Below are 20,563 nucleotides of genomic sequence, written 5' to 3' on the forward strand. Positions count from 1 at the left end.
GCAGCCCGACGAGGACGTCCCGCACCATGACGGGGGTGCTTCATCGGATGCCGGCGTGGACACGGACGACGCACCGCACGGCGAGAGGGTCATCACCGGCTCCCGCCCCTGCGCTCATGCAGACACCCGCACGCTGGCGCAGGTGCGTGCAGACGTCCTCACCGACCTGCTCCTGACCGCCACTGCCTCCACCCGAGCCACCGGTGCCGGAGTGGAAGCGGTGACGGCGCAGATTCAGGTGACGGTCCCTGCCCTGACCCTCGCCGGCGACCCGAACAGCGGCCCGGCCCTGCTCACCGGGTACGGGCCCATCGACGCGGGGCTTGCCCGCCGGTTGGCAGGGCTCGCACCCGGCTGGGATCGCGTGTTCACCGACCCGACCACCGGCATCCCCGTCGCCGTGGACCGGTACCGGCCGTCCGCCGAGATCCGCCGTTACCTGGCTGCACGGGATGAACGCTGCCGCACCCCCGGCTGCACCCGCCCCGCCCACCGGTGCGACCGCGACCACACCACCCCCGCCAGCCACGGCGGCCCCACAGCACCCGACAACCTCGCCCACTTGTGCCGCCGCCACCACACCGTGAAGCACCACACCGCCTGGCAGGTCCGACACCTCGGCCACGGCACCCTCCAATGGACCTCACCCACCGGACGACACTACGAAGACCACCCACCCAGCCTGGTGAGATTCGTCCCCGAACCCACGCCGGCCGAGCCACCACCCTTCTGACGCCGAGCGGGGTCCGGCCGTGTGCGTGTGCGTCAGTCCAGGCTCGCCATGACGTGCTTGATGCGGGTGTAGTCCTCGAAGCCGTAGACGGAGAGGTCCTTGCCGTACCCGGAGTGCTTGAAGCCGCCGTGCGGCATATCGGAGACGAAGGGGATGTGCGCGTTGATCCACACGCAGCCGAAGTCGAGGTCGCGCGAGAACCGCAGCGCTCGGGCGTGCTCGCGGGTCCAGACCGACGCCGCGAGGGCGTACGGCACCCCGTTCGCCAGCGCGAGCGCGTCCTCCTCCGACGTGAACGGCTGCACCGTGAGCACCGGGCCGAAGATCTCCTGCTGCACCACCTCGTCGTCCTGGCGCACACCCGTGACGATCGTCGCCTCGAAGAAGCAGCCCGTCTCGCCCTGCCGGCGTCCGCCGATCGCGATCGACGCGTGCGACGGCAGCCGGTCGACGAACCCCTGCACGCGCGCGAGCTGGTCGGGGTTGTTCACCGGGCCGAAGAACGCGTCGGGGTCGTCCGGCGCGCCGGCTCTCGCGTGGTCGCGCGTGTGGGCGACGAGCCTCGCGACCAGGTCGTCGTGCACCGCGGCATCCACGAGCACGCGGGTCGCGGCGGTGCAGTCCTGTCCCGCATTGAAGAACGCGGCCTCCACGATGCCGCGCGCCGCGCGATCCAGGTCGGCGTCGGCGAACACCAGCGCCGGCGCCTTGCCGCCGAGCTCGAGGTGCACGCGCTTGAGGTCCTGCGCGGCCGACGCGGCCACCTGCATCCCGGCGCGCACCGAGCCGGTGATCGCGACGAGCTGCGGCGTCGGATGCTCGACCAGCATCCGGCCGGTCTCCCGGTCGCCGAGCACGACGTTGAAGACACCCGCGGGAAGGATCCCGGCGGCGAGCTCCGCGAGGCGCACCGTCGTCTGCGGCGTCGTCTCGCTCGGCTTCAGCACGACGGTGTTGCCCGCCGCGAGGGCCGGACCGATCTTCCACACCGCCATGTTCAGGGGATAGTTCCACGGCGTCACCTGCGCGACCACACCGATCGGCTCGCGGCGCACATAGGAGGTGAACCCCTCCGCGTACTCGGCCGCCGCCCGCCCGTCGAGGTCGCGGGCGGCGCCCGCGAAGAAGCGCAGCTGGTCGATCGACTGGACGATCTCGTCGGCCACGAGGCTCGCCCGGGGCTTGCCGGTGTCCTGCGACTCCAGATCGGCGAACTCCTCCGCGTGCGCCTCGAGCGCATCCGCGAGACGGAACAGCAGCAGCTGGCGCTGGGCGGGCGTCGTCCGCTTCCACGTCTCGAAGGCGCGGGATGCCGCCGCGAACGCGGCATCCACCTCGTCCGCCGTCGAGATCGGCGCGTGCGCGTACACCTCGCCGGTCACCGGGCTCACGAGCGGCAGGGCCGCGCCGGCCGAGGCGACCGGCACGCCGTCGACGACGTTGCGGAGCACGGTCGTCGACGGCGTCACGATGCCACCTCGGCATCGGTGACCTCGAGCGCGCGGTCGATGATGTCGAGGCCCCGCACGAGGTCGTCCTCCGACACGATCAAGGGCGGCGCCACGTGCACGCGGTTGAAGTGCGTGAACGGCCAGAGCCCCGCCTTCTTGCACGCCGCGGCGAACGCGGCCATCGGGGCGGCATCCGCTCCCGCCGCGTTGAACGGAACCAGCGGCGCGCGCGTCTGCCGGTCGCGCACCAGCTCGATCGCCCAGAACAGGCCGAGTCCGCGCACCTCGCCGACCGACGGATGCCGCGCGGCCATCTGCTCCAGTCGCGGACGCACGACACGCTCGCCGAGGTCGCGGACGCGCTCCAGGATGCCGTCGCGACGGAACACCTCGAAGGTCGCGATCCCCGGGGCGCACGCCAGCGGGTGTCCCGAGTAGGTGAGCCCGCCGGGGAACGACACGGTGTCGAAGTGCGCCGCGATGCGGTCGGAGACGACGACGCCGCCCAGCGGCACGTAGCCCGAGTTGACGCCCTTCGCGAAGGTGATGAGGTCGGGCACGACGTCGAAGTTCTCGAAGCCCCACCAGGTGCCCAGCCGTCCGAAGCCGACCATGACCTCGTCGGCGATGTACACGATGCCGTAGCGGTCGCACAGCTCGCGGACGCCCGGCAGATACCCGGGCGGCGGGATGAGCACACCGTTGGTGCCGACGACGGACTCGATGATGATCGCGCCGATCGTCGAGGCGCCCTCCAGGATGATCGTCTGCTCGAGATGCGCGAGCGCCCGCTCGGCCTCCTGCTCCGGGGAGTCCGCGTGGAACGGCGACCGGTAGGCGTACGGACCGAAGAAGTGCACGACGGACGCGTCGGCCGGCTCGTTCGCCCACCGGCGCGGGTCGCCCGTCAGCGTGATGGCCGTCGACGTGTTGCCGTGGTAGCTGCGGTACATCGCGAGCACCTTGCGCTTGCCGGTGACCAGGCGCGCCATCCGGACCGCGTTCTCATTGGCATCCGCCCCGCCGTTGGTGAAGAACACCTTCGAGAAGCCGTCGGGGGAGATCTCGCTGATCCGCCGCGCCAGCTCGCCGCGCGTGTCGTTCGCCATCGACGGCTGGATCGTCGCCAGGCGCCCGGCCTGCTCCTGGATGGCCGCGACGAGGTCGGGGTGCTGGTGGCCGAGGTTGAGGTTCACCAGCTGCGACGAGAAGTCGAGGTAGCTGCGTCCGGCGTAGTCCCAGAACGTCGCACCCGCGCCGCCCGCGACCGGCAGCGGGTCGATCAGGGCCTGCGCGCTCCAGGAGTGGAAGACGTGGCGGCGGTCGTCGCCGCGGACGGCCGCGTCGGCGGCGGGGTCGGCGTCGGGGGCGATGGTGCTCATGGTGTCTCCTTCGGATGCCGCGGGGTCAGTGGTTGCTGGGGAAGCCGAGGCTGATCTGGCTCTCGCTGGGGTCGGGCCAGCGGGTCGTCACGACCTTGCTCCGCGTGTAGAAGTGGATCGACTCGGGGCCGTAGATGTGCGAGTCGCCGAACAGCGAGTTGCGCCACCCGCCGAAGGAGAACGCGCCCACCGGCACGGGGATCGGCACGTTGACGCCGACCATCCCCACCTCGATGTCGAACTCGAACTGGCGGGCGGTGCCGCCGTCGCGCGTGAACACCGCGGTGCCGTTCGCGAAGGGGCTCGCGTTGATGAGGGCGACCGCCTCGTCGTAGGTCGCGACGCGCGCGACGGAGAGCACCGGGCCGAAGATCTCCTCGTCGTAGACCTTCATGCCGGGAGCGACCCGGTCGACGAGCGAGACGCCGATGAAGAAGCCGTCGCCCTCGAACTGCTGCGTCGTGCCGTCGACGACCACCGTCGCGCCTTCGGCGGCGGCGCCGGAGACGTACGCGGCGACCTTGTCGCGGTGCTCGCGCGTGATGAGCGGGCCCATCTCGCTCGCCGGGTCGGTGCCCGCGCCGATGGTCAGCCCGGCGATGCGCTCCGCGACCTTCTCGACCAGCGCGTCCGCCACGTCGTCGCCGACGGCGACGAGCACGGAGACGGCCATGCAGCGCTCGCCGGCCGAACCGTAGGCGGCCGACACGGCGGCGTCGGCCGCGGCATCCAGGTCGGCGTCGGGCATGACGACCATGTGGTTCTTGGCGCCGCCGAGGGCCTGCACGCGCTTGCCGTTCGCGGCGGCGCGCTCGTAGATCGAGCGTGCGATCGGCGTCGAGCCGACGAAGCTCACGGCGCGGACGGTGGGGGAGTCGAGGATCGCGTCGACGGCGACCTTGTCGCCGTGCACGACGTTGAGGACACCCGCCGGCAGGCCCGCCTCCTCGTAGAGCCGCGCGAGGAAGAGCGCGGCCGAGGGGTCCTTCTCGCTCGGCTTCAGCACCACGGTGTTGCCGCACGCGATGGCGGATGCCGTCATCCACAGCGGAACCATCACCGGGAAGTTGAACGGGGTGATCGCGCCCACGACGCCCACCGGCTGCTTCACCGAGTGCACGTCCACGCCGCGCGAGACCTGCTCGGCGTGCTCGCCCTTCAGCAGATGGACGAGTCCCGCCGCGAACTCGACGTTCTCGATGCCGCGGCTGATCTCGCCCTTCGCGTCGGAGAGCACCTTGCCGTGCTCGGCGGTGATGATGGCGGCGAGCTCGTCCGCCCGCTCGACGAGGAGGTGGCGCAGGCGGAAGAACACGTCGGCGCGCTTGATGAGGCTCGTCGCCCGCCAGGCCGGCAGCGCGGCGGCGGCCGCCGCGATCGCGGCATCCGTCTCGGCGGTCGAGGCGAACGCGACCTCCGCCTGCACGACGCCGGTCGCCGGGTCGTAGACGGGGCCGGTGCGCTCGGCCGATCCGGTCGATCGGCCGGCGACGTGGTGACGGATGAGATCCATGCGGGGCTCCTGACGAGAGGGGAGACGACGGGCGGGTACGCGGGTCGGACAGATCGACCGGCACGTGCCATGCTTATGCTGACTCAGCGATGGGGGAGGCGCAGGTGTCTGTTCGTCACGATGTAGACGTTTCCCGGACAGAACGTCCGACGACGGTTCTGCCGACCGTGGCGGAGGTGCTCGCCCTGGCGGTGTTCTCCGCCGGAGCGCCCGTCGTGGTCGTCGGCGGCGACGCCCTCGGCGCCGCCGTGCGATGGGTCCACGTCTCCGACAGCGCCGACGTCGCGCGGCTGCTCGAAGGCGGCGAGCTGCTGCTGTCGACGGGCTCCGGCTGGCCGGACGACCCCGCCCTGCTCGCCGGGTTCGTGACGCAGCTGGCCCGGGTCGGCGCGGCGGGCATCGTGCTCGAGCTCGGCTCGCACTACCGCTACGTGCCGGCGGTCCTCGCGGATGCCGCCCGCTCGGCGGGCCTCGCGCTGGTCGCCCTCCACCGCGAGGTCAAGTTCGTCACGATCACCGAGGCCGTGCACCGTCGCATCATCGCCGACCAGACGACGGCGCTGGAGGCGCGCGACGCGGTACGGACCCTGTTCACCGGGCTGGCGCTGCGCGGAGCGCCGGCCGAGTTCATCGTCGAGCAGGTCGGGCTCGCCCTCGCGGCCCCCGTCGTGCTGGAGACCGTCGCGCACGAGGTGGTGGTCGCCCACGTCGGCGGGGCGATCGAGACGCAGACCCTCCGCGGCTGGGGGCGCCGGTCGCGTGCGGCCGCGGCGGCCCCCGACCACGAGGGGCGGGCGATCGTCGCCGTCGAAGCCCGCGGCATCCGGTGGGGATGGCTCGTCGCGCTGCCCGGAACACCGCACCCGGCCGGACGGGAGGCCGTCCTCGAGCAGGCGGCCACGGCGCTCGCCCTGGGCCGGCTCGCCGATCCGGGGGGAGAGGAGTGGTCCCGGCTGGGGCGCCGCCGCGTCGTCGACGCGCTCGTCGACGGCCGGTTCACGAGCCTCGGGGCGGCGGCGGCCCGCCTGGACGCGGCCGGCCTGCCCCTCGCCGGCGTCGTCGCGTTCCCGCTCGTCGCGCTGGCCCCGGCCGGTCGCGAGGATGCCGTGGGTGTCGCGACCGCGGCGGACGTCGCCGCCGCCGCGCTGGGTGCGCGTGCCGTGTGCGGTTCGAGCGCGACGCTGGAGGACGGGTCGGGCCTCGTCCGCACGCCGGTGCTGCTCACCGTCCCCGCCCGCGCCGCGACCGCCGCGGACAATCGCGCCGACGCCTTCGCCGCCGCACTGGAGGAGGCGTTGCGCGTCGCCACCGCCTCCGCCGGCGCCTCTGCGACGACCCTGCCGTCGCGCCCGGCGCGGCCGCGCGTCGTGCTCGGCCCCGGTGTCGCCATCCCCTCCGTCGAGGACGAGCGGGGCATGGGCCTGCTCGTCGGTGCGCTGCGCGAGACGATCGACCTCGTCGCCGCCGACGACGGCATCCGCAGCGCGCGCCGCGACCGCGAGGGCGACGGGCGCCGCACCGTCGAGCGGCCCCTGACCCGGGTCGTCGCCGCGATGCGTGACGATCATCGCCTCGTCGCGCACGCGGACCGGATGCTCGCCCCGGTGCTGGCCGAGGCACGGGGCCGCGGCGGCGACCTGCTCGACGTGCTCGCGGCCCTGCTGGCGCACCCGTCCAACCGCACGGCGGCCGCGGAGGCGGCGCACCTGTCGCGCTCGGTCTTCTACCAGCGCATCGCCCTGCTCGAAGACCTGCTCGGCATCGACTTCGACGACGGCGAGCAGGTCGCGGCCCTACACCTCGCCGTGTTGACCCATCGGCTCCACGTTCCCCACTGAACCGCGGCGCGCGCGACTTTCTGTATGCACTAGTAGCAGTTCGGGGTCGATGACTTCCCCTCAGAGCCACTTTTGTATACAGTGATGGCGACGAGAGGAGTTGTCGTGCGCGCGAGCGATCGGGCCTACCGCACTCTCCTCGACGAGATCCAGTCCGGCGTCCTCCGCCCCGGTGCCGTGCTCGCCGAGGTGGAGCAGTCGGTGCGCCTCGGCGTGAGCCGCACGCCGCTGCGCGAGGCGCTCGGCCGGCTCGCCGCGGACGGGCTCGTCGTGCAGGCGTCGCCGCGCATGACCGTCGTCAGCGACCTCGACGCCGACGACATCCGCGAGCTGTTCGAGGTGCGCCGGGCGCTCGAAGAGACCGCCGCGCGCCTGGCGGTCCGCTCCGGGGCCACGCCGCCGTTCGCCGCGCTGGCGACCGAGTTCGCCGCCACGGATGCCGCCGCCGACCCCGACGCCTACTACGCCCTCATCGCGCGCTTCGACGACGCGCTCGATCTCGCCGTCGCCAATGACTACCTGACCGCGGCGCTGAAGACGGTCCGCACGCACCTCGTGCGCGTGCGCCGCCTCGCACGCGACAACCCCGAGCGGCTCGCGGCGTCCGTGGCCGAGCACCGGCTCATCGCGTCGGCCATCGGGGCCGGCGACGCGGAGCTCGCCGCGCACGCCACCCACGTCCACCTGCACAACGCGCTCGCCGCGATCCTCGCCTCGTTGGAAGGAACCCCATGACCGTCACCCACCACGTCCGTGTGCACCGCAGCGAGGAGAACCTCGCGCGCGAGGATCAGCTCGCGTTCGCGATCGCCGAGGTCGCCGCCGACCCGGTGGCCGCCCTGCCCGAGGTCGTCGAGATGATCATCAACCGCGTCATCGACAATGCCGCGGTGGCCGCGGCATCCCTCACCCGGGGCCCCGTGACCGCCGCCCGCGCGCAGGCGCTCGACCACCCCGTGTCGCGCGGCGGACACGGCGCGACCGTGTTCGGCGAGCCCGACGACGTGCGCACCAGCCCGGAGTGGGCGGCGTGGGCCAACGGCGTCGCCGTGCGCGAGCTCGACTACCACGACACCTTCCTCGCCGCGGAGTACTCCCACCCGGGCGACAACATCCCGCCGATCCTCGCCGTCGCCCAGCACGTCGGCGCCGACGGGGCGGCGCTGGTGCGCGGCATCGCGACCGGCTACGAGATCCAGATGGATCTGGTGCGCGCCATCAGCCTGCACCGGCACAAGATCGACCACGTCGCCCACCTCGGCCCGTCTGCGGCCGCCGGCATCGGCACGCTCCTCGGCCTCGACGCCGGCACCGTCGCGCAGGCCGTCGCGCAGGCCCTGCACACGACCACGGCCACCCGTCAGTCGCGCAAGGGCGCGATCTCCACGTGGAAGGCGCACGCCCCCGCGTTCGCGGGCAAGATGGCGGTCGAGGCCGTCGACCGCGCGATGCGCGGGCAGACCTCGCCGTCGCCCATCTACGAGGGCGAGGACGGCGTCATCGCCTGGATGCTGGACGGCACGGACGCCGCGTACGACGTGCCGCTGCCCGCCCCCGGCGAGCCCAAGCGGGCGATCCTCGACTCCTACACGAAGGAGCACTCGGCCGAGTACCAGGCGCAGGCCTGGATCGACCTGGCCCGAAAGCTCCACGGCACCCATCCCGAGCTCGCCGACCCCGCGAACGTCGAGAGCATCGTGCTGCACACCAGCCACCACACGCATTACGTGATCGGCTCCGGCGCGAACGACCCGCAGAAGTACGACCCGGCGGCCTCCCGCGAGACCCTCGACCACTCGATCCCGTACATCTTCGCCGTCGCCCTGCAGGACGGCGGCTGGCACCACGTCGACTCGTACCTGCCCGAGCGGGCGGCACGCGAGGACACCGTCGCGCTGTGGCACAAGATCACGACCGCCGAGGATGCCGAGTGGACCCGCCGCTACCACTCCGACGACCCCGACGAGAAGGCCTTCGGTGGACGCGTCGAGATCCGTCTCACGGACGGTTCGACGATCGTCGACGAGATCGCGGTCGCCGACGCCCACCCGCTCGGCGCGCGCCCGTTCGCCCGCGCCGACTACATCCGCAAGTTCCGCCTGCTCGCCGAGCCGGTGCTGGAGCCCGCCGAGATCGAGCGGTTCCTCGCCCTCGCCGAGCGACTGCCCGAGCTGACCGCCGATGAGGTGCGGCAGCTCAACATCGTCGCCCGCGACGGCGTGCTGGCCTCGGTCCCGAGCCCGAAGGGGTTGTTCTGATGCTCCGTTTCGACTCGTCGCTCCGCTCCTCGCTCAACGACCGGAGTACCCAGGACGGAGCCGACTGATGCTGTACAGCCAGACCCCGGCATCCGAGAAGCGGCGCCTGCTGCGCGAACGCCTGCGCGCGGGAGAGCTCGTCCGCTTCCCCGGCGCGTTCAACCCGCTGTCGGCGCGGCTGATCGAGCAGAAGGGGTTCGAGGGCGTCTACATCTCCGGCGCCGTCCTGAGCGCCGACCTCGGGCTTCCCGACATCGGGCTCACGACCCTCACGGAGGTCGCCGGCCGCGGCCAGCAGATCGCCCGCATGACCGAGCTCCCGGCGATCATCGACGCCGACACCGGCTTCGGCGAGCCGATGAACGTCGCGCGCACCATCCAGACGCTCGAGGACGCGGGGCTCGCGGGCACGCACATCGAAGACCAGGTCAACCCGAAGCGCTGCGGCCACCTCGACGGCAAGCAGGTCGTCGACACCGGTACCGCGCTGCAGCGCATCCGCGCCGCCGTCGACGCCCGCCGCGACCCGAACTTCCTCGTCATGGCGCGCACCGACATCCGTGCGATCGAGGGCCTGGACGCCGCCGTCGACCGCGCCAAGGCGCTCGTGGATGCCGGGGCCGACGCGATCTTCCCCGAGGCGATGCGCGACCTCTCGGAGTTCGAGGCCGTGTGCGCCGCCGTCGACGTGCCGGTGCTCGCGAACATGACAGAGTTCGGCAAGAGCGACCTGTTCACGGTCGACCAGCTGCGGGATGCGGGCGTGCAGATCGTGATCTGGCCGGTCTCCCTCCTGCGGATCGCGATGGGCGCGGCCTCCCGCGCGCTGGATACCCTGAACGACGAGGGGCGTCTCACGTCCCGTCTCGGCGAGATGCAGCATCGCGCCGAGCTGTACGACCTCATCGACTACGAGGGCTACAACCACTTCGATTCGAGCATCTTCGACTTCCAGATCACGAAGGAGTGACATGAGCGACCAGCAGATCCACAAGGGACTGGCGGGCGTCGTCGCCGACACGACCGCCATCAGCAAGGTCAACCCGGAGACGAACTCCCTGCTCTACCGCGGCTATCCGGTGCACGAGCTGGCCGCGACGCAGCCGGCCGAAGCCGTCGCCTACCTGCTGTGGAACGGCGAGCTGCCGACCGCCGACCAGCTCGCCGAGCTGCGGGCCACCGAGCGCCGGTACCGCGCGCTCGCCGACGACGTCAGGGCGGTGATCGAGCTGACTCCGCTCGACGCGCACCCGATGGACGAGGTGCGCTCCGCCGTCAGCGTGCTCGGCGCCCGCGACCTCGCCGGCACCGGCTCGGTGCTCGACGCGAGCGGGTCGCCCGCCGACAACCTCGCCCGCAGCATCCGCCTGTTCGCGGCCCTGCCCGCGATCGTCGCCTACGGACAGCGCCGCCGCCGCGGCCAGGAGCCCATCGCCCCACGCGACGACCTCGACTACGCGGCCAACTTCCTCTGGATGACCTTCGGCGAGGAGTTCGACCCCGTCGTCGTCGACGCCTTCAACCGCTCGATGATCCTCTACGCGGAGCACTCCTTCAACGCGTCGACGTTCACGGCGCGGGTGATCACCTCGACCCTCAGCGACCTGTACTCGGCGGTCGTGGGGGCGATCGGAGCGCTCAAGGGGCCGCTGCACGGCGGCGCGAACGAGGCCGTCCTGCGCATCTTCGACGAGATCGGCGACGCCGACAACGTCGGGCCGTGGCTCGATCGCGCCCTCGCCGAGAAGCGCAAGATCATGGGCTTCGGCCACCGCGTGTACAAGCACGGCGACTCGCGCGTCCCGACGATGAAGGCCGCCCTCGACACGCTCATCGTCCACTACGACCGTCCCGACGTCGAAGCGCTCTACGCGACGCTCGAGCGCGAGTTCGTCGAGCGCAAGGGCATCTACCCCAACCTCGACTACCCGTCGGGCCCCGCGTACAACCTGATGGGCTTCGACACGCTCACCTTCACGCCGCTGTTCGTCGCGGCGCGGGTCGTCGGGTGGACCGCCCACATCAGGGAGCAGGCGGCATCCAACGCGCTCATCCGCCCCCTGTCGGCCTACAGCGGTGTCGACGAGCGGCACGTCGACGGGTTCGTCGACGAGGCCGGCACCTCGTCGATCGCGCTGCGGGCCGCCGAAGCCGAGGGCTGAGCGGACATGCGCACCGCCGTCATCGTCGACGTCGTGCGCACCCCGTCCGGGCGCGGTAAGCCGGGCGGGGCGCTCAGCGGCATCCATCCCGTCGACCTCGCGGCCGAGGTGCTGCGCGCGACGCTGGCGCGCAACGGGCTCGCCTCGACGCAGGTCGACGACGTGCTGCTCGGCTGCGTCAGTCAGGTCGGCGAGCAGACGATGAACGTCGCCCGGCAGGCGGTGCTCGCCGCCGGCTTCGACGAGCGGGTGCCGGCGACGACGATCGACCGGCAGTGCGGATCGAGCCAGCAGGCCGCGCACTTCGCCGCCCAGGGCGTCATCTCCGGCCAGTACGACGTGGTCATCGCGGGAGGCGTCGAGTCGATGAGCCGGGTGCCGCTGGGTGTCGCGGCCTCCGTCGCGGGCTCGCCCTTCTCGCCGGGGCTGCACGCGCGCTACCCCGACGGGCTCGTGAACCAGGGCGTCTCCGCGGAGCTCATCGCCGCGCGCTGGGGGTTCTCGCGCGAAGAGCTCGACGCGTTCGCGGCGGAGTCCCACGAGCGGGCGGCCGAGGCGCAGGCGCGGGGCCGGTTCGCCTCGCAGATGCTCGCGGTCGCCGGGGTCACGGCCGATGAGACGGTGCGACCGGGAACGACCGTCGCCGCCCTGGCCGGGCTGGCGCCCGCCTTCCGGACGGATGCCGCGGCGCAGCGCTTCCCCCAGATCGACTGGCGGATCACCCCCGGCAACTCCTCGCCGTTGACCGACGGCGCCTCCGCGGCGCTGATCATGAGCGAGGAGAAGGCGCTCGAGCTCGGGCTCACACCCCGGGCCCGCTTCCATGCCTTCGCGGTCGTCGGCGACGATCCCCTCCTGATGCTGACGGGGCCGATCCCCGCGACGCGGCGCATCCTCGAGCGGAGCGGGCTGACGATCGACGACCTCGACGCCTACGAGGTGAACGAGGCGTTCGCGTCGGTGCCCCTCGCCTGGGCGGCAGAGCTCGGGGCGGATGCCGCAAAGCTCAACCCGTGGGGAGGGGCGATCGCGCTCGGTCACGCGCTCGGATCCAGCGGCACGCGCCTGCTCGGAACGCTGCTCGCGCACCTCGAGGCCACGGGCGGTCGCTACGGCCTGCAGACGATGTGCGAGGGCGGCGGCATGGCCAACGCGACGATCATCGAACGGCTGTAGGGGGGGCGGCGTCCCATTTACTAGGACGTCCATGTAAAATGATCGCTGTGCCCTACCCGGCACGATTCTGGCTGTCGATCTGTTTCACAAGGGCGTGACGCGATGAGCATGACTTTCACCCCCTCGCTCTCCGCCGATGAGCGCGGAGCGATCCTCGACGCGGTGCGCGAGTTCGCGCGCACCCGGCTCGAGCCGCACGCTCTGGAGTGGGACCGCGACAAGCACTTCCCCCGCGACGTGCTCGCCGACGCCGGTGAGCTGGGGCTCGGCGGACTGTACGTGCGCGAGGACGTCGGCGGCACCGGGCTCGCGCGCGAGGACGCCGCGCTGATCTTCGAGCACCTGGCGATGGGCGACCCGACGATCGCGGCCTACATCAGCATCCACAACATGGTCGCGTGGATGATCGACACCCACGGCACCGAGGCGCAGCGCCACGAGTGGCTGCCGCGGCTGACGACCCTGCGCGACCTCGGCGCCTACTGCCTCACCGAGCCCGGTGCCGGCTCGGATGCCGCGGCCATCACCACCAGTGCGATCGCCGACGGCGACGCGTACGTGCTCACCGGCGTGAAGCAGTTCATCTCCGGCGCCGGCGACGCCGCGGTCTACGTCGTGATGGCCCGTACCGGCGAGCCCGGGGCGCGCGGGATCAGCGCCTTCCTGGTTCCGGCGGACGCCGTGGGGCTGAGCTTCGGCCCCAACGAGCGCAAGATGGGGTGGAACGCGCAGCCCACCCGCCAGGTGATCCTCGACGAGGTGCGGGTGCCGGCATCCGCTCTGCTGGGAAGCGAGGGCGGCGGGTTCCGCATCGCGATGAGCGGTCTCAACGGCGGCCGCGTCAACATCGCGGCCTGCTCCGTCGGCGGTGCCCAGTGGGCGCTCGATCGTGCCGTGCGCTACGTGCACGAGCGCTTCACGTTCGGCGAGGCGCTGGCCGAACGCCAGAGCGTGGTGTTCGCGCTCGCCGATATGGCGACCCAGCTGCAGGCGGCCCGCGCGCTCGTCCGCGACGCCGCCCGCGCGATCGACACCCACGCCGACGACGTCGCGGTGCAGTGCGCGATGGCCAAGCGCTTCGCGACCGATGCCGGCTTCGAGGTCGCCAACCGTGCGCTGCAGCTGCACGGCGGCTACGGCTACCTGCAGGAGTACGGCATCGAGAAGGTGGTGCGCGATCTGCGGGTGCATCAGATCCTGGAGGGCACGAACGAGATCATGCGCGTGATCATCGGCCGCGATGTTCTGGGAGCATGAGCACATGAGCGACTACTCCACCCTCCTCGTCTCCACCCGCGGCCGCGTCGGGTGGATCACCCTGAACCGCCCCGAGGCGCTCAACGCGCTCAACTCCACGCTGCTGGGCGAGCTGGCCGACGCGGCCGTCGCGTTCGACGCCGACGAGCAGATCGGCTGCATCGTCGTGACCGGGTCGGAGCGCGCGTTCGCCGCCGGTGCCGACATCAAGGAGATGGAGGACAAGTCGCCGGTCGAGATGTCGCTGCGCAGCCCCTTCACCGGTCTCGAGGCCTTCTCGCGCGTGCGCACGCCGGTCATCGCCGCCGTCGCGGGGTACGCACTCGGCGGGGGGTGCGAGCTGGCGATGGCGTGCGACATCATCCTCGCCGCCGACACCGCGCGTTTCGGCCAGCCCGAGATCACGCTCGGCGTCATCCCCGGTCTCGGCGGCACCCAGCGCCTGCCGCGCGCGATCGGCTACTACAAGGCGGCCGAGCTCGTCCTCACGGGCCGCATGATGGATGCCGCGGAGGCCGAGCGCTCCGGCCTCGTCTCGCGCGTCGTCCCCGCCGCCGACCTGCTCGCCGAGGCGGAGGCCATGGCCGATCAGATCGCGGCGAAGTCGCTGCCGGTGCTCTACGCCGCCAAGGAGTCGCTGCGGGCGTCGCTGGAGACGACCGGTGCGGAGGGGCTGCGGTTCGAGAAGCAGGTGTTCACGTCGCTGTTCGGCCTCGACGACCAGAAGGAGGGCATGGCCGCCTTCCGCGAGAAGCGCGCACCGAGGTTCACGAATCGCTGACCACGTCGCCGGCGCCGGCGCGCAGCCGCGCCACGATCGCGATGAGCGCCTCCACGTCGCCGTCGTCGAGGCCCGGCGCCGCGAACACGCGGGCGTTGAGCGCCGCCGTGGCACGCGCCGCCAGCTCGCGTCCCGCCGGGGTCAGTGCGACGAGCGTCGCACGCCGATCGCCCGGGTGGGGCTCGCGCGTGACCAGTCCGGCTGCTTCGAGCCGATCGACGGTGTTCGTCACGCTCGTGGGATGCACCTGCAGGCGGCTCGCCGCCGAGGACAGCGGCATCCGCCCCGCGCGGGTGAAGCTCAGCAGGGTCAGCAGCTCGTACCGCGCGAAGGTGAGGGCGAACGGCTTCAGCGCCTCATCGACACGGGCCAGGAGCAGCTGGTGGGCGCGCATGATGCTCGTGACGGCGGTCATGCCGGCCGCGGCATCCGCCCAGCCGTGCTCCACCCACTGCCGGCGCGCCTCGGCGATGGGGTCGCGGCGCGGCGACGGGTCACGGTTCACGGGTCCTCCTCGGAGCGGGTGTGTGCTCTCACGCTAGCGCGTGAGCCTCAGTGTCAACGGATGCGATACTGAGTCGCACCTTCTAGAATGAGTGCGTCGTGAAGGAGAACCGATGAAGATCGTGGTGCTGGTCAAAGAAGTCCCCGACACCTATGGCGACCGGAGGCTCGATCTCGAGACCGGTCTCGCCGACCGCGGCGCCTCGGACCGCGTGCTCGACGAGATCGGAGAGCGGGCGCTCGAAGTGGCGCTGAGCTACGCCGACGCGCACCCCGGCACCGAGGTCACGGTCGTCTCGATGGCCTCCGAGGATGCCGCCGCGACCGTGCGCAAGGGTCTCGCCATGGGGGCGGCGTCCGCGGTGCAGGTCGTCGACCCCGCGCTCTCCGGCGCCGACCTGGGCGTCACCGCCGCCGTGCTGGCCGCCGCCGTCCGACGGGCGGGGTTCGACCTCGTCATCACCGGCAACCTCTCCACCGACGGCACGGGCGGGGTGCTTCCCGCCATGATCGCCGAGCATCTGCAGGTGCCCCAGGCCACCGCCCTCTCGTCGGTCGAGATCGGCGAGAGCGAGGTCGCCGGAACGCGGGCGACCGACTTCGGCACGGCACGCGTGACGGCGCCGCTGCCCGCCGTGATCTCGATCACTGAGGCGCTGCCCGACGCCCGATTCCCGAACTTCAAGGGCATCATGGCGGCGAAGAAGAAGCCGTTCGAGACGGTCTCGCTCGCCGACCTCGACGTCGATGTCGACCCGGCCTCCGCGCCGCAGTCGATCATGACCGCCGTCGGACAGAAGCCGCCGCGCGGCGCGGGTGTGAAGATCGTCGATGAGGGGGATGCCGCCGACAAGCTCGCCGCGTTCCTCGTCGAGAACAGACTGGCCTGAGGAACAAGGTGGGAAACGACATGGTGGACTTCGCCGCGGATTCGATCCTCGTCCTGCTGGACGTCACCCCGGCCGGTGAGCTCGCGAGCTCGGCCGCGGGGCTCCTCGGGGCCGCCGCCGGTATCGGTGCGCCCGTCGCGCTGGTCGTCGCCGACGAGTCGCGCCACGCGGCGCTCGTCGAGGCCGCCGGCGCGCTCGGCGCGCCCCTCGTGCTGACCGCCCCGCTCGGCGGTGCGGACAGCGCCCTCACCGTCCCGCTCGTCGACGCGCTCGCCGCGGCATCCGCGCTCGTGCAGCCGGACGCGGTGCTGGTGTCGAACTCGATCGAGGGCCGCGACGTCGCCGGCCGCTTCGCGGCGCGCACCCGCTCGGCGCTCGCGGTGGACGCGGTGGGCGTCGCCCGCGACGAGGAGGGCGTGCTGGCGCAGCACTCCGTTTACGGCGGGTCGTACAACGTCACGAGCGCGCCGACGTTCGGGACCCTCGTGGTGACGGTCCGGCAGGGAGCCGTCGACGCGCGCGCCGCGTCGACGGCGGCGCAGGCCGTGCCGCTGGAGGTCGCCGCCTCGGGCGCGCCCGCCGCGCGGATCACCGGCTTCGAGGCGGAGGTCGCCGCGTCGTCGCGGCCCGAGCTGCGCGGCGCCGCGAAGGTCGTCTCGGGCGGGCGCGGACTCGGCTCGGCCGAGAAGTTCGCGCTGGTCGAGCAGCTCGCCGACACCCTCGGCGCCGCGGTGGGTGCCTCGCGGGCGGCCGTGGATGCCGGCTACGTCCCTTACTCGCACCAGGTCGGCCAGACCGGCGTCTCCGTCTCGCCGCAGCTGTACGTCGCGCTCGGCATCTCCGGCGCGATCCAGCACAAGGCGGGCATGCAGACCGCCAAGACGATCGTCGCGATCAATAAAGACGGCGACGCCCCCATCTTCGACATCGCCGACTTCGGCATCGTGGGGGACGTGTTCACGGTCGTCCCGCAGCTCATCGCGGCCCTCGAAGCCAGGAAGGCCTGATGGCGACGGGAGGATCGTCGGTGCGCCGGGGGCTTCCCCGCGTCGCCGGAGGCGAGCCGTGGCCGCCCCTCGACACCGGGAGCGCTGAGGCGGCGGTGGTGGAGACGGTGACGGAGGCGGCCCCCGCTGCGGCCGTCGCGCCCTCTCCGGCCGCGTCCTCGGCGGTGCGGCGCGGACTCCCGCGCACGCCCGGGGGAGAGCCCTGGCCCGAGGTAGCGGAGATTCCTGCCGTCGTGGAGGTCGCCGCCGTCGCGGAGGTCGCCGCCGTCGCGGAGGTCGCCGAGCCCGTGCGCGAGCAGGGCGTCGGGGTGCGGCGCGGGCTGCCGCGCGTGGCCGGGGGAGAGGCCTGGCCGCCGGCAGACACGACGGTGCCGATGGCGGAAGCACCGGCAGAGGTCGTCGCGCCGACCGCTGCACCCGCGGTCTCGGCGGTGCCCGAAGGCCCCCGCGCGCCGCTGACGGTACCGCGGAGCGCGTGGGCGGGGCGCGCGGTGTCCCACCGCCCCATCCCGAAGACCGAGCCGCGACGGGTCGGACCGTTCACCCGCACGCAGTGGGCCGGAGCCGTCGTCGTCGGGGGCCTCGCACTGCTGTTCGCGGCGGGCATGGCCGTGCTCGCGGTGAGGTTCCTGCTGAGCCTGGACGGCATGCGGGACTTCCTCGCGACCTACCCGGGGGAGTACCACCTTCCCGACGGCGCCCCCGTCGGCATCCCCGCCTGGCTGGGCTGGCAGCACTTCTTCAACGTGTTCCTGATGGTGCTGATCATCCGCTCGGGCCTCACCATCCGTCGCGAGAAGCGTCCCACCGTGTTCTGGGCGCCCAAGAACAACCCCAAGGGCAAGACCAGCCTGACGATCTGGTTCCATCAGGCGCTCGACATCCTGTGGCTGGTCAACGGCGCCGTCTTCATCGTCCTGCTGTTCGTCACCGGGCAGTGGATGCGGATCGTGCCGACGAGCTGGGAGGTGTTCCCCAACGCGCTCAGCGCCGCGCTGCAGTACGTGTCGCTGGATTGGCCCACCGAGAACGGCTGGGTCAACTACAACTCGCTGCAGCAGCTCGCGTACTTCTCGACCGTCTTCATCGCGGCCCCGCTCGCGGCGATCACGGGCTACCGCATGAGCGGGATGTGGCCGAAGAAGAACCTCACGCTCAGCGCCGCCTACCCCATCGAGTGGGCGCGGAAGGTGCACTTCCCGGTGATGCTGTTCTTCGTGGTGTTCATCGTGATCCACGTCGTGCTGGTGCTGGCGACGGGGGCGCTGCGCAACCTCAACCACATGTACGCCGCGCAGGGCTCCGTGGATCCGACCGCCTACGCCGACAACTGGACCGGATTCTGGCTGTTCGTCGTCTCGCTCGTCGTGATCGCCGGAGCCTGGGTGGCGGCGCGGCCGCTCGTGCTGGCGCCCATCGCGCGTCTGTTCGGGACGGTCAGCGGACGCTGACCGTCCCCCGGCGGACGCCGTCAGCGGACGAAACGGACCTCGGTGAGCGTCTCGCCGAGGAAGGGCTCGGTGTGGCTCGCGCCGTCGAGGGCGAAGCCGTTGCGCACGTAGAAGCGGTGCGCGCGAGGGTTGTCCTCGGCGACCCAGAGGTACAGCTCCTCGCCGGGCTCGACGGCGGCATCGAACAGCTGCTGGCCGATGCCGGTGCCGTGGAACTGGTCGAGCAGGTAGATGAAGTACAGCTCGCGGGTGCGCGGGGCGTCGCGGTCGCGCGCGGGGCCCGATCCCACGAAGCCGACGATGTCGCCGTCGACGAGGGCGGCGAACATCTTGAACTCGGGGCCCTGCTGCGCCCAGTGGGTCCACAGCTCGGCGAGGCGCTTCGGCGAGACGTTCTCGAGTGCGGCCTTGCTGATCAGATGGTCGTAGGTCTCGTGCCAGCAGCTGGCGTGGACGCGTCCGAGGGCCTCGGCATCGACGTCGCGAACGGGACGGACGACGGTGTCGGTCTGCGCTGAAAAGTCGGTGGTGGCTGCCATGGCCAGACTCTACGGCGGCCCTCGGAATTCGCGAAATCGGCGCAGCCCGGCCCACAGCGCGTCCCGGGACGCGTCGAGCGGACTGTGGGATGCCCACAACGGATTTCCGCTGACCCCTGTCGAACCCGCTAGCATCGCGCTTCGTGAACGTGTGGTGGCGGACCCTGCTGACGATCTGGCGTGCGAAGGTGCTGCTGCACCGTCGGGGGCCGATGCCGCCGCGCAGCGTGGGACGACTGCGGCTGCGCACCCTGCCGACCGACATCGATCTGCTCGGTCACATGAACAACGGCCGCTACGCCTCCCTCTTCGACCTCGGGCGCTTCGATCTGCTCATCCGCACCGGCATCTGGGACGCCATGAACGCCCAGGGGTGGTACGCGGTGGTCGCGAGCGAGACGGTGACCTTCCGCAAGTCGCTGCAGCTGTGGCAGCGGTTCACGGTGGAGTCGCGGCTCTACGGTCACGACGACAAGGCGGTCTATCAGATGCACCGGGCCGTCGTCGACGGCGAGGTCTACGCCGAGATGATCGTGCGCGCGCGGTTCCTGCGCCGCAGCGGCGGCGTGGTCAACACCGACGAGCTGTTCGAGGCGCTGCAGCGCCCGGACGACCTCCCGCCGCTGCCGCAGTGGGTCGCCGACTGGGCGCGCGACAGCGCACTGCCCTCGACCAAGGCCCCCGCCCCCAGCGAGTGGGACTGATCCTCGCGCCGGCCTCAGCGTGAGCGTGCGGCGAACGCGTCGCTGAGCGCGTCGCGCACGGCCCGGATGCCGGGCCGGTTGCGGCTGGCGCGGCGCGCCGCCGTGAAGATCTCGCGGACGGGATCGCCCGGCAGAGGAGTCAACCGCACCCGGGGCACGCCGCCGCCCCACAGCAGGTCGGGCAGCAGCCCGACGGCGTGACCGGCCGCGATGAGCTCGACGTGCCCGCCGAGATCGGCGAGCTCGAAGCGCACGTCGGGCTCGAAACCCGCAGCGCGGCACTGCTGCAGGGCCCACTCCCGCGCCGCGGTCCCGCGGGGCTCCATCACCCACGGGCGGTCGCCCAGCGCGGCGAGCGGGCGCGGCTCGCCCGAGGTCGCGAGCCGGATCGGGTCGGAGCCGAGTACGTCGCGGTCGAGCTCGGAACGATGCGGCCGGGTCAGCCCGGGGTACTGCTCGGCGATCGCCAGGTCGAACCCCCGGGCGCCGAGCTCGAAGAGGCCCTCCTCGGGCGGCAGCTCGGCGAGCTCGACGCGCAGCCCGGGAGCCCGCGCCGCGAGCAGGGTCAGGGCGGAGGGGACGATCGTGCGCGCCGCCGTCTGCAGCACCGCGACCCGCACCGGGGCGACGCCGGCCTGCAGCTCCTCGAGCTCGCCGCGGATCTCCTCGTCCGCGGCGAGGGCGCGCGCCGCGAAGGCGGCCAGCGTCTCGCCGTGCGCGGTGAGACGGACGCGGCGACCGTCGGGGGTGAGAAGAGCCACGCCCGCGTCGCGTTCCAGCTGCGCGAGCTGCTGCGAGATGGTGGACGGGCTGTACGAGAGGGCCTGTGCGACGGCGGCGATGGTCCCCCGTTGCGCCAGCTCGTGGAGCAGGCGCAGGCGCCGCAGCTCGAACATGTCCGCTCCTCGCACCCGCCG

19 protein-coding genes are annotated in these 20,563 nt (G+C 72.2%); 13 read left to right on the plus strand and 6 right to left on the minus strand.

The features are described from left to right. Window positions 1-733 (plus strand): HNH endonuclease signature motif containing protein (locus MHO01S_RS13615; protein ID WP_157553793.1); only part of this gene is annotated, 733 nt, incomplete at its 5' end. Window positions 734-765: 32 nt separating this feature from the next. On the opposite strand, the gene MHO01S_RS13620 is transcribed toward MHO01S_RS13615, so the two are convergent. The 3 genes from MHO01S_RS13620 to MHO01S_RS13630 are packed head-to-tail and all read right to left on the minus strand — an operon-like array spanning window position 766 to window position 5,079. After that, complete coding sequence (locus MHO01S_RS13620; RefSeq protein ID WP_060960222.1) at window positions 766-2,202, minus strand: aminobutyraldehyde dehydrogenase; 1,437 nt, start codon at window positions 2,200-2,202, stop codon at window positions 766-768. Further along, complete coding sequence (locus MHO01S_RS13625) at window positions 2,199-3,566, minus strand: aspartate aminotransferase family protein (RefSeq protein WP_060960221.1); 1,368 nt, start codon at window positions 3,564-3,566, stop codon at window positions 2,199-2,201. Before MHO01S_RS13625 ends, MHO01S_RS13620 begins: the two co-directional genes overlap by 4 nt. Window positions 3,567-3,591: 25 nt before the next feature. After that, entirely contained in the window at window positions 3,592-5,079 is a 1,488-nt protein-coding gene (locus MHO01S_RS13630; RefSeq protein ID WP_061782457.1) for a CoA-acylating methylmalonate-semialdehyde dehydrogenase, read from the minus strand. A gap of 167 nt (window positions 5,080-5,246) precedes the next feature. Here MHO01S_RS13630 and MHO01S_RS13635 point away from each other — a divergent pair, with 167 nt between their 5' ends. From MHO01S_RS13635 to MHO01S_RS13670, 8 genes are all read left to right on the plus strand, one after another. Further along, the gene (locus MHO01S_RS13635; RefSeq protein WP_061782458.1) at window positions 5,247-6,917 is read left to right on the plus strand and encodes a PucR family transcriptional regulator; all 1,671 of its coding nucleotides are present in this window, start codon (window positions 5,247-5,249) and stop codon (window positions 6,915-6,917) included. Window positions 6,918-7,022: 105 nt separating this feature from the next. After that, window positions 7,023-7,652 carry a GntR family transcriptional regulator gene (locus MHO01S_RS13640; RefSeq protein WP_082808087.1) on the plus strand — a complete coding sequence of 210 codons (630 nt, stop codon included), beginning with the start codon at window positions 7,023-7,025 and terminating at the stop codon, window positions 7,650-7,652. Continuing rightward, window positions 7,649-9,175, plus strand: a complete 1,527-nt coding sequence (locus MHO01S_RS13645; protein WP_061782460.1) for an MmgE/PrpD family protein — start codon at window positions 7,649-7,651, stop codon at window positions 9,173-9,175. Before MHO01S_RS13640 ends, MHO01S_RS13645 begins: the two co-directional genes overlap by 4 nt. A 67-nt stretch (window positions 9,176-9,242) precedes the next feature. Then, a complete protein-coding gene (gene prpB / locus MHO01S_RS13650) occupies window positions 9,243-10,145 on the plus strand; it encodes a methylisocitrate lyase (protein WP_060958349.1) in 903 nt (300 codons plus the stop codon). Window position 10,146: 1 nt separating this feature from the next. After that, the gene (locus tag MHO01S_RS13655; RefSeq protein WP_060958350.1) at window positions 10,147-11,337 is read left to right on the plus strand and encodes a bifunctional 2-methylcitrate synthase/citrate synthase; all 1,191 of its coding nucleotides are present in this window, start codon (window positions 10,147-10,149) and stop codon (window positions 11,335-11,337) included. Between the two features lie 6 nt (window positions 11,338-11,343). Continuing rightward, on the plus strand, window positions 11,344-12,513 hold the full coding sequence (locus tag MHO01S_RS13660; protein WP_060958351.1) for a thiolase family protein: 1,170 nt from the start codon (window positions 11,344-11,346) through the stop codon (window positions 12,511-12,513). Between the two features lie 102 nt (window positions 12,514-12,615). After that, window positions 12,616-13,770, plus strand: coding sequence for an acyl-CoA dehydrogenase family protein (locus tag MHO01S_RS13665; protein ID WP_060958352.1), 1,155 nt, complete (start codon window positions 12,616-12,618; stop codon window positions 13,768-13,770). 4 nt (window positions 13,771-13,774) lie between these two features. Next, window positions 13,775-14,551 carry an enoyl-CoA hydratase-related protein gene (locus tag MHO01S_RS13670; RefSeq protein ID WP_060958356.1) on the plus strand — a complete coding sequence of 259 codons (777 nt, stop codon included), beginning with the start codon at window positions 13,775-13,777 and terminating at the stop codon, window positions 14,549-14,551. On the opposite strand, the gene MHO01S_RS13675 is transcribed toward MHO01S_RS13670, so the two are convergent. After that, on the minus strand, window positions 14,538-15,056 hold the full coding sequence (locus MHO01S_RS13675; protein WP_061782461.1) for a MarR family winged helix-turn-helix transcriptional regulator: 519 nt from the start codon (window positions 15,054-15,056) through the stop codon (window positions 14,538-14,540). The genes MHO01S_RS13670 and MHO01S_RS13675 overlap by 14 nt on opposite strands. A 112-nt stretch (window positions 15,057-15,168) precedes the next feature. Here MHO01S_RS13675 and MHO01S_RS13680 point away from each other — a divergent pair, with 112 nt between their 5' ends. Genes MHO01S_RS13680 through MHO01S_RS13690 form a run of 3 tightly spaced genes read left to right on the plus strand, consistent with a single transcriptional unit; the run spans window position 15,169 to window position 18,403 of the window. Then, window positions 15,169-15,945, plus strand: coding sequence for an electron transfer flavoprotein subunit beta/FixA family protein (locus MHO01S_RS13680; protein WP_060958354.1), 777 nt, complete (start codon window positions 15,169-15,171; stop codon window positions 15,943-15,945). A gap of 20 nt (window positions 15,946-15,965) precedes the next feature. Further along, window positions 15,966-16,952, plus strand: a complete 987-nt coding sequence (locus MHO01S_RS13685; protein WP_061782462.1) for an electron transfer flavoprotein subunit alpha/FixB family protein — start codon at window positions 15,966-15,968, stop codon at window positions 16,950-16,952. Next, entirely contained in the window at window positions 16,952-18,403 is a 1,452-nt protein-coding gene (locus MHO01S_RS13690; RefSeq protein WP_060959335.1) for a cytochrome b/b6 domain-containing protein, read from the plus strand. The genes MHO01S_RS13685 and MHO01S_RS13690 overlap by 1 nt, the downstream gene beginning before the upstream one ends. 20 nt (window positions 18,404-18,423) lie before the next feature. Here MHO01S_RS13690 and MHO01S_RS13695 read toward each other — a convergent pair whose 3' ends face one another. After that, window positions 18,424-18,942 carry a GNAT family N-acetyltransferase gene (locus MHO01S_RS13695; protein WP_060959336.1) on the minus strand — a complete coding sequence of 173 codons (519 nt, stop codon included), beginning with the start codon at window positions 18,940-18,942 and terminating at the stop codon, window positions 18,424-18,426. Between the two features lie 143 nt (window positions 18,943-19,085). Between MHO01S_RS13695 and MHO01S_RS13700 the strand changes: the two genes are divergently transcribed. Continuing rightward, window positions 19,086-19,646 carry an acyl-CoA thioesterase gene (locus MHO01S_RS13700; RefSeq protein WP_060959337.1) on the plus strand — a complete coding sequence of 187 codons (561 nt, stop codon included), beginning with the start codon at window positions 19,086-19,088 and terminating at the stop codon, window positions 19,644-19,646. A 14-nt stretch (window positions 19,647-19,660) separates the two neighbouring features. Here the strand turns inward: MHO01S_RS13700 and MHO01S_RS13705 are convergent, their stop codons facing one another. Next, entirely contained in the window at window positions 19,661-20,542 is an 882-nt protein-coding gene (locus MHO01S_RS13705) for a LysR family transcriptional regulator (RefSeq protein ID WP_061782463.1), read from the minus strand. Window positions 20,543-20,563 lie beyond the last annotated feature (21 nt).

This window comes from Microbacterium hominis NBRC 15708 (assembly GCF_001592125.1).
In the GTDB taxonomy this organism is placed as follows: Bacteria; Actinomycetota; Actinomycetes; order Actinomycetales; family Microbacteriaceae; genus Microbacterium; species Microbacterium hominis.